Source organism: Vibrio tapetis subsp. quintayensis (genome assembly GCF_030409945.1).
GTDB lineage: Bacteria > Pseudomonadota > Gammaproteobacteria > Enterobacterales > Vibrionaceae > Vibrio > Vibrio quintayensis.
Window position 1 is genome coordinate 279,048 of record NZ_JAUFQV010000011.1, and the last position, 15,005, is coordinate 294,052.

15 protein-coding genes are annotated in these 15,005 nt (G+C 46.0%); 7 read left to right on the forward strand and 8 right to left on the reverse strand.

Features of this window, described 5'->3' with window-relative positions:
- The first annotated feature begins 4 nt into the window (after positions 1 to 4).
- The 5 genes from agaW to QWZ04_RS04750 all read left to right on the forward strand — a co-directional run bounded on the left by agaW (position 5) and on the right by QWZ04_RS04750 (position 4,184).
- The gene (gene agaW, locus QWZ04_RS04730; protein WP_102523552.1) at positions 5 to 781 is read left to right on the forward strand and encodes a PTS N-acetylgalactosamine transporter subunit IIC; all 777 of its coding nucleotides are present in this window, start codon (positions 5 to 7) and stop codon (positions 779 to 781) included.
- Positions 771 to 1,655, forward strand: coding sequence for a PTS N-acetylgalactosamine transporter subunit IID (gene agaE / locus QWZ04_RS04735; protein WP_102523553.1), 885 nt, complete (start codon positions 771 to 773; stop codon positions 1,653 to 1,655). The genes agaW and agaE overlap by 11 nt, the downstream gene beginning before the upstream one ends.
- Before the next feature lie 63 nt (positions 1,656 to 1,718).
- Complete coding sequence (gene agaF, locus QWZ04_RS04740) at positions 1,719 to 2,153, forward strand: PTS galactosamine/N-acetylgalactosamine transporter subunit IIA (RefSeq protein WP_290325457.1); 435 nt, start codon at positions 1,719 to 1,721, stop codon at positions 2,151 to 2,153.
- A complete protein-coding gene (nagA, locus tag QWZ04_RS04745; RefSeq protein WP_290325459.1) occupies positions 2,143 to 3,339 on the forward strand; it encodes an N-acetylglucosamine-6-phosphate deacetylase in 1,197 nt (398 codons plus the stop codon). The genes agaF and nagA overlap by 11 nt, the downstream gene beginning before the upstream one ends.
- Positions 3,330 to 4,184, forward strand: coding sequence for a tagatose bisphosphate family class II aldolase (locus tag QWZ04_RS04750; protein ID WP_290325461.1), 855 nt, complete (start codon positions 3,330 to 3,332; stop codon positions 4,182 to 4,184). The genes nagA and QWZ04_RS04750 overlap by 10 nt, the downstream gene beginning before the upstream one ends.
- Positions 4,185 to 4,343: 159 nt before the next feature.
- Here the strand turns inward: QWZ04_RS04750 and tsrA are convergent, their stop codons facing one another.
- A complete protein-coding gene (tsrA, locus tag QWZ04_RS04755) occupies positions 4,344 to 4,628 on the reverse strand; it encodes an H-NS-like global regulator TsrA (protein ID WP_290325463.1) in 285 nt (94 codons plus the stop codon).
- Positions 4,629 to 4,729: 101 nt separating this feature from the next.
- Positions 4,730 to 5,917 carry a multidrug effflux MFS transporter gene (locus tag QWZ04_RS04760; RefSeq protein WP_290325465.1) on the reverse strand — a complete coding sequence of 396 codons (1,188 nt, stop codon included), beginning with the start codon at positions 5,915 to 5,917 and terminating at the stop codon, positions 4,730 to 4,732.
- Positions 5,918 to 6,029: 112 nt separating this feature from the next.
- Between QWZ04_RS04760 and QWZ04_RS04765 the strand changes: the two genes are divergently transcribed.
- Together QWZ04_RS04765 and QWZ04_RS04770 are read left to right on the forward strand one after the other, a co-directional pair.
- On the forward strand, positions 6,030 to 6,983 hold the full coding sequence (locus tag QWZ04_RS04765; RefSeq protein WP_290325468.1) for a LysR family transcriptional regulator: 954 nt from the start codon (positions 6,030 to 6,032) through the stop codon (positions 6,981 to 6,983).
- Between the two features lie 90 nt (positions 6,984 to 7,073).
- Positions 7,074 to 8,870, forward strand: a complete 1,797-nt coding sequence (locus QWZ04_RS04770; protein ID WP_290325470.1) for an aminopeptidase P family protein — start codon at positions 7,074 to 7,076, stop codon at positions 8,868 to 8,870.
- A 102-nt stretch (positions 8,871 to 8,972) separates the two neighbouring features.
- Here QWZ04_RS04770 and thiH read toward each other — a convergent pair whose 3' ends face one another.
- From thiH to thiC, 6 genes are read right to left on the reverse strand one after another with little or no spacing between them, the layout of a single operon-like run.
- Positions 8,973 to 10,085: a 2-iminoacetate synthase ThiH gene (gene thiH / locus QWZ04_RS04775; protein WP_290325471.1), complete on the reverse strand. Its 1,113-nt coding sequence runs from the start codon at positions 10,083 to 10,085 to the stop codon at positions 8,973 to 8,975.
- 3 nt (positions 10,086 to 10,088) lie between these two features.
- The gene (locus tag QWZ04_RS04780; protein WP_290325473.1) at positions 10,089 to 10,850 is read right to left on the reverse strand and encodes a thiazole synthase; all 762 of its coding nucleotides are present in this window, start codon (positions 10,848 to 10,850) and stop codon (positions 10,089 to 10,091) included.
- A gap of 1 nt (position 10,851) precedes the next feature.
- Positions 10,852 to 11,058: a sulfur carrier protein ThiS gene (thiS, locus tag QWZ04_RS04785; protein WP_290325474.1), complete on the reverse strand. Its 207-nt coding sequence runs from the start codon at positions 11,056 to 11,058 to the stop codon at positions 10,852 to 10,854.
- A gap of 23 nt (positions 11,059 to 11,081) precedes the next feature.
- Entirely contained in the window at positions 11,082 to 11,837 is a 756-nt protein-coding gene (locus QWZ04_RS04790) for a HesA/MoeB/ThiF family protein (protein WP_290325477.1), read from the reverse strand.
- Positions 11,827 to 13,059 (reverse strand): thiamine phosphate synthase, encoded by a 1,233-nt coding sequence (gene thiE / locus QWZ04_RS04795; protein ID WP_435433583.1) that lies wholly within the window; start codon positions 13,057 to 13,059, stop codon positions 11,827 to 11,829. The genes QWZ04_RS04790 and thiE overlap by 11 nt, the downstream gene beginning before the upstream one ends.
- The gene (gene thiC, locus QWZ04_RS04800) at positions 13,059 to 15,005 is read right to left on the reverse strand and encodes a phosphomethylpyrimidine synthase ThiC (protein ID WP_290325479.1); all 1,947 of its coding nucleotides are present in this window, start codon (positions 15,003 to 15,005) and stop codon (positions 13,059 to 13,061) included. Before thiC ends, thiE begins: the two co-directional genes overlap by 1 nt.

The following is a 15,005-nucleotide window of genomic DNA, read 5'->3' on the forward strand; positions in this document are numbered from 1 at the left end:
AGTTATGGATATAGGATTTATGCAAGCAGCAATGCTCGGCATTCTTGCTTTCTTCGCTGGGTTAGACCTGTTTAACGGGTTAACCCACTTTCACCGCCCAGTGGTGTTAGGCCCGCTAGTGGGCTTAATCCTTGGTGATCTGCAAACCGGTATTTTGGTTGGTGGTACGTTAGAGCTGATTTGGATGGGCCTTGCCCCTCTTGCAGGAGCACAGCCACCAAACGTGATCATCGGCACCATCGTTGGTACCACATTCGCCATCACCACCAAGGTTGAGCCGAACGTCGCGGTTGGCGTGGCTGTCCCATTTGCTGTTGCCGTACAAATGGGCATTACTTTGCTGTTCTCCGCAATGTCTGCCGTGATGTCAAAATGTGATGAATACGCTGAGAATGCCGACACAGATGGCATTGAGAAGATTAACTATTTTGCTCTGTCTGTTCTTGGGGTTTTCTACTTCTTATGTGCGTTCTTGCCAATTTACCTAGGCGCAGAACACGCCGGCAACATTGTACAAACCTTACCAAAAGAACTCATTGATGGATTAGGTGTTGCGGGCGGCATCATGCCAGCGATTGGTTTTGCTGTTCTGATGAAAATCATGATGAAGAACGTTTACATCCCTTACTTCATCTTAGGTTTCGTTGCAGCGGCATGGTTACAGCTACCCATTCTCGCTATCGCGTGTGCGGCAACGGCTATGGCTGTTATCGACTTCATGAGAAAAACCGAACCTGCACCTGTTACTGCACCAGCTGAGGACCTTGAAGATGGAATCTAATGTAAGCAATGAAATTGATGTTCGCCGCCTCAACACTGAAGTGCAACCTGCTCCAGGTGTCTCTGATGACGAATACGAAAATAAGGAAGTCGGCGTTGAGTTGACTAAATCTGACATTAACCGCATGGCATGGCGTTCTCTGTTACTCCAAGCCTCGTTTAACTACGAAAGAATGCAAGCATCGGGTTGGCTCTACGGCATTTTACCTGCATTGAAAAAGATTCACCCGAACAAAGCCGACTTAGCCAAGTCAATGAAAGGTCACATGGGGTTCTTTAATACTCACCCATTCCTAGTTACGTTCGTGATGGGCATTGTACTGGCGATGGAAAGCTCTAAGCAGAACATCAACAGTATTCAAAGTACCAAAATTGCCGTTGGTGCCCCTATGGGCGGTATCGGTGATGCGATGTTCTGGCTAACTTTGCTTCCTATATGTGGTGGTATTGGTGCCGACCTTGCTCTGCAAGGTTCCATTATGGGCGCGGTGTTCTTCTTCGTACTGTTTAACGTTGTGCACTTCGGGCTTCGCTTTGGTCTTGCTCATTATGCCTACCGTATGGGGGTATCGGCCATTCCGCTAATAAAAGCCAACACCAAGAAAGTCGGCCATGCCGCTTCTATCGTTGGTATGACGGTAATCGGAGCCTTGGTTGCCACGTATGTTCGCTTAGCAACCACAGCAGAGATCACCGCTGGTGATGCCGTCGTGAAACTGCAAGCCGACGTTATCGACAAACTGATGCCTGCGTTCTTGCCACTGGTCTACACCTTAGCGATGTACGCCTTGGTGAAACGTGGCTGGAGCCCACTTCGTCTGATTGTTATCACAATGACATTGGGTATTGCGGGTCGCTTTATGGGCTTCTTGTAAGCCTGAACTCAACATTATTTCAGTAGTAATGGGGCTGATATCCAGCCCCTAAAAGGAATGAATATGATCGCAGTAATTTTATCAGGCCATGGTGGCTTTGCGAGCGGCATAGAGCAAGCGATTCACCAAGTGATTGGCGAACAAGAGCAATTCAGAGCCATTGATTTTCCTGCAGAGATGACGACACCGCAACTTGAAGCGGCGATGCGTACAGCCTTGTCTGACATTGATACGGGCGAAGGTGTGGTGTTTCTCACTGACTTGCTTGGAGGTACGCCTTTTAGAACCGCTTCATTACTGAGCCAACAACAAGACAAGATCGAAGTATTAACGGGAACCAACTTACAAATGGTTGCTGAAATGCTGCTAGAACGAGATGAATTGTCATTAGTCGAATTTCGTAGTCAGGCACTGACTTGTGGGCACCGAGGCATGACAAGTCTCCATGATGAACTTAGCAAGTCCCATCAACAGGAAACCGTTGAAGATGGAATCTAACCTACAACACATTAGAGCTGGCCGTGTGCTTGTTGATCAGCAATGGCAGCACGACTGTATCGTTAGCTTTGACGAACTTGGCATTATTCGCTCAATTCAAGCAACGAATAGCCCTGATGCGCCGACCAACTATCACGACGTGGGCAATGCAATGTTACTACCAGGCTTGGTTGACTCTCATGTGCATGGAGCAAATAACAGCGATGTGATGGATGCAAGCCACTCCAGTTTAGAAAATATGTCGACTTACTTTGCCAAGCATGGTGTCACGGCTTTTGTTGCGACAACAGTTACCGCTCCAGTCGACAAGATAAAAAACGCATTAAGACAAATTGGCAAGAGTCGTGCGGAAGGCCTTAGTGGTGCAGAGTTATTAGGTGGCTATTTAGAAGGCCCTTACTTTACCGCAAGACACAAAGGCGCTCATCCTGAAGCTTGGTTCCGTGAACTCGATTGTGAAGAATTAGATAACTGGATTTCTTATTCAGACAACAGCCTGATCACCGTCGCGCTAGCGCCGGAAAAAAGCAACGCAGCACAAGCGATTAAACATCTTAAACGCAACAACGTTAAGGTCATGCTTGGGCATACAGACGCAAATTCAGAGCAAGTAGAAGCCGCATTCAACGCGGGCGCTGATGGCATAGTGCATTGCTACAACGGCATGCGCGGGTTACATCATAGAGACCCTGGAGTGGTTGGTGTCGGCCTTTGTCATCCTAACAGCTATGTCGAAATAATTGCAGACGGTATGCATGTTCACCCTACAGCCATTGATGTGGCCCATCGCTGTTGTGGTGAGCGTCTAACGTTAATTACCGATGCGATGCAAGCTGCAGGGATGCCAGATGGCACCTATCAGCTTGGTGAATTTGAAGTACAGGTGAACAGCGGTGAAGTACGCACTCCTTGCGGTAGCCTCGCTGGCAGTACCTTACATTTACTTCAAGCAGTTTTGAACCTAAGTAAATGGCTCAATCTGCCATTGGAAAAAGCGTGGATGTATGCCTCGAAGGTACCCGCTCAATCTCTCAGCCTAGAGAACCAAATAGGCACCCTCTCAATTGGCAAGCGCGCTTCAATGGTTGCGCTTGATGAACATCATTTAGTTTTGAACACATGGGTAAACGGCAAACTCGTATTTTCTGCCAACCCATCTCGTTGCCCGGAGGCACTATGTATCTGATTTCTTCTCGTGAAATGTTAAAACGCGCTCAACTTGGTGGCTATGCGGTTCCGGCCTTCAATATCCATAATCTTGAAACAGTACAAGTTGTTGTTGAGACCGCCTCAGAAATGGGATCCCCTGTTATCCTCGCGGGTACACCAGGTACCTACGATTATGCCGGTACTGACTATTTGATTAGCATCTGTAAAGAAGCAGCTCACAAGCACTCAGTTCCATTGGTCTTACACCTCGATCACCATGAGTCTTTTAGCGATATCCAACAAAAAGTTCAGCATGGTATTCGCTCAGTCATGATTGATGGTTCTCATTTTGCGTTCGACCAAAATATAGAAACGGTTCGACAGGTTGTCCAGTACTGCAACCGCTTTGATGCCAGCGTAGAAGCAGAACTCGGACGCCTCGGAGGCCAAGAAGACGACCTCATAGTAGAAAGTGCCGACGCGCTTATGACCGATCCTGGCGCTGCCGCAGAGTTCATCCGCCGCACAGGGATAGATTCGCTGGCCGTCGCCATTGGTACCGCTCACGGTATGTATAAAGCTGAACCAAAATTGGATTTCGAGCGATTGGCAAAGATCCGCAATGTGGTCGATATTCCACTCGTTCTACATGGAGCATCAGGGGTACCAGACGCAGCCGTTAGACGCTGTATCGAGCTAGGCGTGTGCAAAGTAAATGTGGCGACAGAACTAAAAATTGCCTTTGCCGACGCGGTCAAACTGCATTTCAAAGAAAACCCAGAAGCCAATGACCCCCGCAAGTACATCGTACCCGGTAAAGAAGCAATGAAGAAAGTTGTTATGGACAAAATTCGCGTGTGTGGCAGCGAAGGAAAAATTTAGTTTTCGATCACCTCCCCCTATAGTTTGGTGGCAATGGACAGCGAGAGCTGTCCATTTTTTTATTTCCTAGCCTGAATGTTTTTTAAGGCAATAAAAAAGGCCAGCTTCATGCTGACCTTCAAAATATCTTTGCGCATCCGCGCTTTAGTGTTTCAAGCTTTATCTATTTTCGATAAACGCTTTTAGTTCTTCAGCCGAAATACCCTTTTCAGCTAGCTCATCAGCGATGCCTTGAACTTGCTCACCTTTACGAGATTCGATGACTTTTTGAAACTGATAAACGATATCTCGCAAATTAGCCAAAGGCACTTGTTTAGCCGCACTACGAATTCGCTCTTCGCTTTGATTTCCGAGTTCCTGAAGTAATTTACCAAACATTACTTTTTCCGGAGACTCTTCTAGCTGCTCTAGCCTTTTCGCCATTTCATAAGTCGTCAAAGACATGGTTGTAGTATTCGCTTAATTTGAGGGAGATAAGCCTTAATAATACACCTCTTTGATGCGAATGGAAAACAACCAATATTACTTTGTACTTAAGTTAAATCTTAGGCGGCCGATTCGCTATGCCAATGCTTTCCTACTTTACTCAACAAAATGAATAATCCTGGCGCTAACAACCACATATGCAGAGCAATCATCACATGAGGAGTGAAATCTAATCTTTGCATTGTACCAACAATAAGCCCAGCACCACTCATTTGGAACAACCCTAGCAGTGCAGCAGCAGTACCTGCTTTGTCTCCAAATGGCGCCAATGCTTTTCCTGCTGCTCCGCCCATGATAAAGGCAAAACCAACTGAAGAAAGAAAAATGGGTACCATAAAGGCCCAAGCCGTTTGGCTACTCAGCAAGGCCAACATCAAAACACCAGAGAATAGTAAAGAGACGATCCCGGCCATAAGCATTTTGTGAGTACCGAACTTGTCCATCAGTTTCGGTGCAACTAAGCAGCTAATGATGTTCACAACTGCATTGATACCAAACCAGAACGTAAACGCGTTCATGTCTAAGCCTAAGTTACCCATTAGGACTACTGGTGCCGAGGTTACATAAGCCAGAATCACGGCCATTCCCAACATACAAAGTGATGCATGGAACACGAAGCTTGGGTGCTGTAATACTTGCCAGTAACGCTGTGGCTTGAACAGAGCTTCCTTCGACGGTGCAGGGTTGGTCTCCTTCATACCAATCATCAACGTAATACCAACGACCAGTGCAAATCCCCCCATAAAACTAAAGTTACTGCGCCAACCAAATTGCTGCGTTAACCATGCACCTAAGATTGGGGCTAAGGCAGGAATGAAGCAAATAGCCCCATTCAGGTAGCTGATCATTTTGCCGCTTTTTTTCGGGCCAAATAGATCGCGAACTGTCGCAAAGGCTGCTACCGATGTTGCACATGCACCGAGGCCTTGTAGCAGTCTAGCAATGAGCATCCATTCAATTGATTGAGCGGCCCACGCCAAGCAAGCACTCAATCCATAGATGAACACGCCACCCAATGCAACAGTTCGACGTCCGTAACGGTCTGCCATAGGGCCAGCAAATAATTGCCCAACGCCCATAGCAAACAGAAACCAAGTAATCGTATCTTGAGCCAAAGTGTGTTCCACGTGAAACGCTTGCGCCATCGTAGGTAAAGCTGGCAGGTAGATATCGATCGCCAGTGGGCTAAACAGTACAAGTAGCACCAATAAGGTAAGCTGAAGTTTGGTTGGATTCGTGGTTGGCATAATGACTCTATTAATTACTGGATGACATATCTCTGCCGCAGAGTTTATGATGAAGGCAACATGAATGGAAATGGCAAATCCTCATCCCAGATATTCCAAATAGGAATTTCACATGAATATCGAACAGCTTGGTCGTATCGACCTTAATCTTTTGGTTTGTCTCAATGTATTAATTGAGGAACTGAACGTAACAAGAACCGCATCTCGCTTGTGTTTAACGCAATCCGCCGTCAGCAAGTCTTTGGCCAAACTGCGAGAGCAATTTGATGACCCACTCTTTTATCGCACATCACATGGTTTAAAGCCCAGCCCAAAGTGTTTGTACTTAAAACCAAAACTTGAAGCTTTGATTTTTCAACTTGAATCCATCACCCAACCTGAAGCATTTGACCCAGAAACTTCAACACGTCGCGTTCATATCGCATTAGTTGAAAGTGTCTACCCACTTATTTTACCTCATTTTTTACCTGACATTTTTCAGCAGGCGCCACAACTAAAAATCAATACCCACAGCTGGTCCTTAGACACATTCAAACAACTTCAATCAGGTGAAATGGATTTAGGCATAACCGGCAAAGACATTAACCTTAACGATGCCGCCATGACGATGCTACCGCCTAGAGACATATGCTGGCAGGAAATCTACCGTGATGTACAGGTTTGCCTCGTGCGCAAAGACCACCCGATTCTTGACAAGCCGTGGGACCTAAATGCTTACCTTGCAGAAAGACACGTGCAAGTTCGCTGCGATGGCAATGACCGTTGGCTACTTGATTTTCGTTTAGCAGATGTAGGGCTAGAGCGCGACATTGCCATGTACGTACCTGACTTCAACAGCGCCGCTAATTTGTGTTCTTATACCGACTTTGTATTTACAGCGCCGCGCCACTTTTGTCGCTACATAGAGCAGTTCTTAGATCTTGTGGTTGTTCCGTTACCAACCGATCTTCCGCCAATGGCCTACACCCTATTTTGGCACAAAGACCGAGACCAAGATCCCGCGCTCACATGGATACGCGAGCTAATAAAAGAAAAGACTAATCACTTAAGCCAACAACCATTATAAATCCATTGCGAGTACGAAAAAAAAGCGCTAGCTTGTACGCAGTCCAACCACAGAGTTCGGATGTACAACACTAATAAGGACAGTAATCACATGCACAGTACTATTACACAAAAGGTTGAATCCCTTAGAAATTGGCTAATTGAAAATCAATACGACGCATTTATCATTCCTCATGAAGACGAGTTTTTAGGTGAGTACATCCCAGCTCACAATGAGCGCCTTCATTGGGCAACGGGCTTTACGGGTTCAGCAGGAGCTGCGGTCATTACTCCAGATCGCGCAGCCGTATTTGTTGATGGTCGCTATACTGTGCAGGTAACAAAACAAGTACCTAGTGATATATTCGAATACTGCCACCTAATTGAAACTCCACCTATCGATTGGATTTGCAGTGAATTAAAGCAAGGTGCCAAAGTTGCGGTCGATGCAAGAATGCACTCGGCTAATTGGCTTAATAACAGCCAACAGAAACTGATCGATAACGGTGAGGTCTGTATCCTCGGAAGCAACCCTATTGATATTCTTTGGCATGACCGCCCTGAAGCAAAGTTTACTGACGCCTCTTTGATGAGTGAGGAGAAATCTGGGCTTTCAAGCACAGCAAAGCGCGCTCAAATCGCCAAAGAGCTAATCGAGCAGAAAGCAGATGCCGCTTTACTGACTCAACTCGATTCTATTTGTTGGTTATTGAATGTCCGTGGTTTGGACGTTTCAAGACTTCCTGTACTGCTGTCACATGCCATCATCTACAACACCGGCAATGTTGATTTCTTTATTGATTCAACCCGACTACCTGCTGAATTCGACCAGCACGTTGGCAATGGTGTTTCAGTTTTCGCTCCTTCTGAACTAGAAGCACGACTGGCGACAATGACCGGCAAGCAAGTGCTTGTTGACCCTGCTACCAGCAACGCGTGGTTCACATTAGTTCTGCAAAATGCGGGCGCTGAACTGATTGAAGCGGCCGACCCATGCTTGCTAATCAAAGCTGCTAAAAACCCAGTAGAATTAGCGGGAATGAAAGCTTGTCATATCCGTGATGGTGCTGCGATGACGAAGTTCTTGTCTTGGTTAGACAGTGAAGTTGATAATGGCAAACTGCACAACGAAGCACATCTCTCAGACACACTTCAAGGGTTCAGAGAAGAAGATCCTACGTTAGTAGACTTAAGTTTTGATACTATTTCAGCTGCTGGCGGTAACGCTGCAATGTGTCACTACAACCACAATGACCAACCTCAACCAGGTCAGCTTTCATTGAATAGCCTTTACCTTGTTGATTCAGGTGGCCAGTACCCTGACGGTACAACCGATATCACACGTACCATCGCTATCGGCCAACCAAGTGATGACATGAAGCAACAATTTACTTTGGTACTTAAAGGTCATATTGGTCTGACGACGGCGCTATTTCCTAAAGGCACAACAGGTCATCAGCTGGATGTGCTTGCCCGTCAGCCTCTTTGGTCGCAAGGTTACAATTACGATCACGGCACCGGACACGGTGTTGGCCACTTCCTAAGTGTTCACGAGGGTCCACAACGTATTGCTCCTGCAGTGAATACAGTGGCATTACTTGAAGGCATGGTCCTTTCTAACGAACCGGGTTACTACCGTGCAGATGCGTTTGGTATTCGAATTGAAAACTTGGAAGTTGTGAAGGAAGTGGCAACGAATGGTGATATGTCGATGCTTGGCTTTGAGTCATTAACTCGTTGCCCTATCGATAAACGTTGTATCAACGTTAACATGCTGACTCGGCCTGAGTTGGAATGGTTAAACAGCTATCACCAAAAGGTTTGGGATGAAGTAAGCCCACTTGTTTCAGGCGAACCGCTTAACTGGCTAAAACAAGCAACAGCAGCATTAAGCTACCCAGAAGCTTAAACCTTATAGCCATGACATAAATGAAAGCCACTCAAACGAGTGGCTTTTTTGTTTCACGTGAAACAGGCTAAACGTGCTAACAACTTAACCAGAATGGAGTACTTAGCCAGAATAAGCACTGTGCCAATCCTTCCAAACGGGTTCAAAGCCCCGGTTTCTAATCGCATCAGCGACACTTGCAGCACTGCGTTCGTCACTAATAGCAAACTGTTCCAATGCCTCACTAGGTGTTGCATAACCGCCGGGCTGAGTTTGCGAGGCAGCAGAGACGGATGTTACTCCTAACGGCAACACATTATCGCGGAAGCTTTCTGATTCGCGTGTAGATAGAGACAGTTCAACTTCAGGGTTTAGCAAACGATAAGCGCAAATAAGCTGCACTAACTGTTTATCACTCATTACTGACTTAGGTTCAATCGATCCCTCACACGGCCTTATTCGTGGAAACGAAATCGAATATCGCGTACGCCAGTATGTCTGCTCTAAATAAGATAAATGGCTTGCAACATAAAAACAGTCGGTGCGCCATTCCTCCAAACCAATCAACGCCCCGATACCGATTTTATCGATACCCGCTTTAGCCAGGCGATCTGGAGTGTCCAGCCTGTAATCAAAATCTGTTTTATTGCCACGTAAATGATGTTTTGCATAGGTCGACGGATGGTAGGTTTCTTGATAAACCATCACCGCGTCTAAACCGAGCGTTTTCAGTTCTTGATAGCACTCTTGATCTAAAGGTTGAACTTCCATAGCAAGGTAACTGAACTGTTCTTTGATTATTGGCAGCACTTGCCTAAAGTAATTCATTCCGACTTTAGTTTCATGCTCACCAGTAACCAACAATAAGTTATCAAAATTCATCTTCTTTATAGCGGCGAGTTCAGGTTCGATTTCCTCTACACTTAAGGTTTTCCGCTTAATCTTGTTCTCCATGGAGAATCCGCAATAGGTACAAGCATTCGCACACAAATTAGATAGGTATAGAGGTATATACATAGAAATAGTATGACCGAACCTCTGCCGTGTTTTTTGCATGGATCGTTGTGCCATCTGCTCTAAGTAAGGTTCCGCAGCGGGTGAGATGAGCGCCTTGAAATCTTCCAAATCCAGTTTGGGCTTGGCCAACGCACGTTCTACGTCCCTAGTCGTTTTACTGTAGATCGAAAGCGTAATGCTGTCCCAATCCATTTCTTTAAACTGCTCTACAAAGCTCATCGTTTACCCCAGAAATGCGGTCAACGGACTGGAAGCAACCGCGACATTCTGCTTAACGGCCAAACCTGCTTCATAAGCTATGCGGCCTGATTCCACCGCAAGTTTGAATGCTCGTCCCATCGCCCCCGGATCCGCCGCTGATGCAATTGCAGTATTAACAAGTACCGCGTCGGCACCCATCTCCATCGCCAATGCTGCATGAGATGGAGCACCTATTCCGGCATCGACGATGACAGGAACAGTCGCCTGATCAATGATGATTTCCAAGAAGTCTTTTGATGCAATGCCCTTGTTTGAACCGATTGGTGCACCAAGAGGCATTACTGCTGCGCAACCCACTTCTTGCAAGTGCTTACACAACACTGGATCTGCGTGACAATATGGCAACACAACAAAACCTAGCTCAACCAGTTTCTCAGCCGCTTTTAACGTCTCGATTGGATCTGGCATTAGGTACTTTGGATCAGGGTGAATCTCAAGCTTTAGCCAATTGGTGACTAGCGCTTCACGTGCCAGTTGCGCAGCAAAAATGGCTTCTTTGGCATTTTTTGCTCCTGAGGTGTTGGGCAACAAGTTAACGCCATTCGCGATTAACGGCGCAAGGATGTCGTCATCTTGATGCTCTAGATCGACTCGTTTAAGAGCCATGGTTGCCAACTCTGAACCAGAAGCAATGATCGAAGCCATCATCGCGTCCTGATCTGAATATTTACCAGTACCCGTAAAGAGCCGTGAGCTAAAAGTTTTATCTGCGATTGATAACATACTAACCACCTGCTATTGCTTGAAAGAGTGAGATTTCATCACCTTGATTAACACTCACCTCAGGCCATTGGCTTCGAGGCACAATTTCACCATTAATTGCGAGCGCACATCCTGATGAAGACAGTTCTAGCTTGTCTAACATCTGTGCGACCGACAGGATTGAAGTCAATGTCACTGACTTACCATTTACAGCAATTTCAATATTCATATTGTGTCCAAATTTTTTATCCACTAAGCGTGACAACAGATATCGCATTGATTGTCTTTCTTCAACACAAGGTCGACCCATTGATTAGTTAACCCATCAAACATACGCAAGGCGTTAGAACCAACTTGTTCACTAGCATTACTGACAAGCTTGATGGCCTCTAACGCTTGGTACGCACCCATCATTGATACAACAGGCCCAATAATTCCGCTCTCAGAGCAGCGTTTGACAGCACTCACTTCATTAAACGGAAACAGGCAGTGGTAGCATGGGGAACCCGGCTGGTAATCAAATACCGCTAGCTGGCCTTTCCAACCAATAGCAGCCGCCGATATCAATGTTGTCTTTGCCTCAAAGCATGCACGGTTAACTTGGTGCCTGGTCTTCATGTTGTCGCTACAATCGAGCACGACATCTGCGAGCAAGCACTCTAGTTTCAATTGTTCACCCTCAAGCGCTTTGTCTATAGCGCGCACCTTGCAATTGGGATTGAGTGATTCTATATACGCTTTCGTCGCCATGACCTTACTCACGCCGATATTGCTCGTGTTGTAATGGGTTTGGCGATGGAGGTTACTCTCGTCGACGCAGTCGTGATCGGCAATCACCAACTTTCCAACTCCCGCTCCCGCCAATAGCGGAATTGCAGCACTACCCAATCCACCACAACCGACGACCAGTATCGACGTACTTAGCATGTTCGCTTGCGCTTTCTCCCCAAATTCAGGCACGCTGATCTGTCTTTGGTAACGCAAGAATGCATGGTCGCTAATCGACATCAGATATTCTCTTTTGGCTCATGATTCGACTAAACTGCTCGATGACGGATTTGGGCTCGCTACTGAGCGTAATGGCTCTTACAACAGCCAAGCTTGATACACCACACTGCCACACCTCTTGTGCTCGGTTCAGGTCTATCCCTCCAATAGCAACGGTAGGGAAGTTTCCGATTAGGTCTTGATACAGTTTTAAACGCACCAACCCCTGAGGTTTCGATGGCATCACTTTAGTCGTTGTAGGGTAAATATGCCCTAGAGCAATGTAGCTTGGTGAAAGCTGTTGAATCCGTTGTATCTCGTAGTAGCCATGAGTCGATAAGCCTAGCCTTATACCGGCTTTGGCAATCAACCTTAGATCCGCGGTTTCTAGATCTTCTTGGCCTAAATGAACACCATAAGCTCCATATTCAATGGCCAACTCCCAGTAATCATTAATGAATACTTGAGCTTGAAAATCCCGACCTAATTGAATTGCCTTTTGAACCTGTTCGGCCAACTCTGGATGATTCCGGTCTTTAATTCTCAACTGAACAGTCTTGATACCTAACTTCAACAACCGTTCGATCCAATCAACATCATCGACCACTGGATAGAGGCCTAAACTGCTGGCCTCCATTTCAGGAAAGGACACGGGGTCTGAGTTATCCCACCCGAGCGTAATTCCTAGGTTGCGGTCTTCTAACGAGGGTAATGGAAAGTCACTTCGATCAGTCGGCCATGTTTCACGTGAAACACAGGATTGGCTGGCAACGCGAGCAAGAATAACCGCATCTTCAATTGGAAAATCGAGAGCCAAACACACGACTAGCCAGCTAAGGTGCCTTTCTCGTTCAGTTTTTGTATTAAGAGTTTTAGGTGATGGAATCGATTTGGTTATTCCGTCAAACCAAAATACATCGCTGTTAACGGCCTTCAGCTTGGCATCGATGGCTATCTGATTATCAGTAAAAAACTCGGAGCCATAAGTAACCAACAAACCTACAGTGTTTACAGTATCCATTGGCTGGAATCGAGATAATTCAGACGCTTCGTTCGACAGGCGCTTGAGCGACACCGCTAATGTGAAAGACTTACTATCAACTTGAATCTCGAAGTCTTCAGATTTACTAGCGCCAATTTCAATAGCGCTAATGTCCATACCTTGCTCTTTTGCCGCCGACAAGCATTGCTTGATGCTCGATATAAGGTGACAAAATTGGGTTGGGATTAATAACTGATACATTATGATTCTACTGTCTCGGACGGATTTTCTGCCAGCTTATAGAGTTCAGATCCTTGCTCTTTAAACTCTTGGGATTTCTGGCGCATACCTTCCATTGGATCTGCGAGCATTTTGATTTCTATCGCCTGATCCAAGGCCACCTGGTCGGTATCCTTGGCGTATTCACGTACTTCGTGAGAGATCTTCATTGAGCAAAATTTAGGGCCACACATCGAACAGAAGTGAGCCACTTTGCCTGATTCTTGAGGTAGAGTTTCATCGTGATATGAACGAGCTGTATCTGGGTCTAGAGATAAGTTGAACTGATCTTCCCATCTGAATTCAAAACGTGCTTTAGATAAAGCGTTATCTCGAATTTGAGCCCCTGGGTGTCCTTTGGCAAGGTCAGCCGCGTGAGCAGCCAGTTTATAGGTAATCAAACCCGTTTTAACATCTTCCTTATTAGGCAAACCTAGATGTTCTTTCGGCGTTACATAACAAAGCATGGCACATCCGTACCAACCAATTAACGCAGCACCAATACCTGAGGTGATGTGATCATAACCAGGCGCAATATCCGTTGTTAATGGACCTAACGTATAGAAAGGAGCTTCATGACAGTGCTCTAATTGCTCGTCCATGTTTTCTTTGATCATGTGCATGGGTATGTGGCCAGGCCCTTCAATGATAACCTGAACGTCGTACTCCCATGCGATTTTGGTTAGTTCACCCAGTGTACGCAATTCAGCAAACTGAGCTTCGTCGTTCGCGTCTGCGATGGAGCCAGGGCGAAGCCCATCACCCAGAGAAAGTGCCACATCATATTGAGCACAAATCTTACAAATCTCTCGAAAGTTAGTGTAAAGGAAGCTTTCTTGATGATGCGCCAAACACCACTTCGCGATAATAGAACCGCCGCGAGAGACGATGCCCGTCACTCGTTTTGCCGTCATTGGTACGTAACGTAATAACAAACCAGCATGAATGGTAAAGTAATCAACACCCTGCTCTGCTTGTTCGATCAGCGTGTCTCGCATGACTTCCCAGTTGAGGCTTTCCGCAACACCGTTCACCTTTTCAAGGGCTTGATACATAGGCACCGTACCAATTGGTACTGGGCTGTTTCGTAATATCCACTCACGAGTCTCATGGATGTTTCGACCCGTTGATAAGTCCATTACGGTATCGCCACCCCAACGGGTAGACCAAACCAGTTTCTCTACTTCTTCTTCAATTGAAGAACTAACCGATGAATTACCAATGTTGGCATTAACTTTCACCAAGAAATTTCGACCAATAATCATCGGTTCTGCTTCTGGGTGGTTAATATTCGATGGGATAATAGCGCGCCCTTCTGCTACTTCTTTACGAACGAATTCTGGCGTAATTTCCTTCGGTAAATTGGCACCAAAATTATGACCAGGGTGTTGAATATTAAGCTGCTCATCAGCGTACTTCTGACGACCCATATTTTCGCGAATCGCGATAAACTCCATTTCTGGTGTAATCACACCTTGGCGAGCATAATGCAATTGAGTCACGCATTGACCCGACTTACCGCGTCGAATCGTAGGTAGATTGCCATAGCGCAAGTCATCTAAGGTTTCATCCTCTAAACGTTGCTTGCTATACACCGAACTTACGTCGCCAAGTAATTCAGTATCAGAACGCTCTTCTATCCAGCTCTCACGCAATTTAGGCAGGCCGCTATAAAGGTCAATATCGTGTTCAGGATCGGTATACACACCAGAAGTGTCATATACATAGATAGGTTCATTTGGTTCAAATATCGGTGCATCTTTACTGCCGCCAACTAGACTATCAGCTAACGATATTTGGCGAACAGGTACTCGAACATCAGCTCGATCACCTTGAATATATGTCTTTAGGGAGTTCGGATAAGGTTGTACAGAAAGAGAATCAATGAAGTTTTTGGCTTCTAGCCTTGCTTGTTTACGACTCGACAT

What these genes read in the sequence shown, in the direction of transcription:
- nagA (WP_290325459.1), top strand. Translation starts at nt 2,143, where the DNA reads ATGGAATCTAACCTACAACACATTAGAGCTGGCCGTGTGCTTGTTGAT.
- QWZ04_RS04765 (WP_290325468.1), top strand. Translation starts at nt 6,030, where the DNA reads ATGAATATCGAACAGCTTGGTCGTATCGACCTTAATCTTTTGGTTTGT.
- tsrA (WP_290325463.1), bottom strand. Translation starts at nt 4,628, where the DNA reads ATGTCTTTGACGACTTATGAAATGGCGAAAAGGCTAGAGCAGCTAGAA.
- thiE (WP_435433583.1), bottom strand. Translation starts at nt 13,059, where the DNA reads ATGTATCAGTTATTAATCCCAACCCAATTTTGTCACCTTATATCGAGC.
- QWZ04_RS04770 (WP_290325470.1), top strand. Translation starts at nt 7,074, where the DNA reads ATGCACAGTACTATTACACAAAAGGTTGAATCCCTTAGAAATTGGCTA.
- QWZ04_RS04760 (WP_290325465.1), bottom strand. Translation starts at nt 5,917, where the DNA reads ATGCCAACCACGAATCCAACCAAACTTCAGCTTACCTTATTGGTGCTA.
- thiH (WP_290325471.1), bottom strand. Translation starts at nt 10,085, where the DNA reads ATGAGCTTTGTAGAGCAGTTTAAAGAAATGGATTGGGACAGCATTACG.
- QWZ04_RS04750 (WP_290325461.1), top strand. Translation starts at nt 3,330, where the DNA reads ATGTATCTGATTTCTTCTCGTGAAATGTTAAAACGCGCTCAACTTGGT.
- thiC (WP_290325479.1), bottom strand. Translation starts at nt 15,005, where the DNA reads ATGTCGAGTCGTAAACAAGCAAGGCTAGAAGCCAAAAACTTCATTGAT.
- agaW (WP_102523552.1), top strand. Translation starts at nt 5, where the DNA reads ATGGATATAGGATTTATGCAAGCAGCAATGCTCGGCATTCTTGCTTTC.
- QWZ04_RS04780 (WP_290325473.1), bottom strand. Translation starts at nt 10,850, where the DNA reads ATGTTATCAATCGCAGATAAAACTTTTAGCTCACGGCTCTTTACGGGT.
- QWZ04_RS04790 (WP_290325477.1), bottom strand. Translation starts at nt 11,837, where the DNA reads ATGTCGATTAGCGACCATGCATTCTTGCGTTACCAAAGACAGATCAGC.
- agaE (WP_102523553.1), top strand. Translation starts at nt 771, where the DNA reads ATGGAATCTAATGTAAGCAATGAAATTGATGTTCGCCGCCTCAACACT.
- agaF (WP_290325457.1), top strand. Translation starts at nt 1,719, where the DNA reads ATGATCGCAGTAATTTTATCAGGCCATGGTGGCTTTGCGAGCGGCATA.
- thiS (WP_290325474.1), bottom strand. Translation starts at nt 11,058, where the DNA reads ATGAATATTGAAATTGCTGTAAATGGTAAGTCAGTGACATTGACTTCA.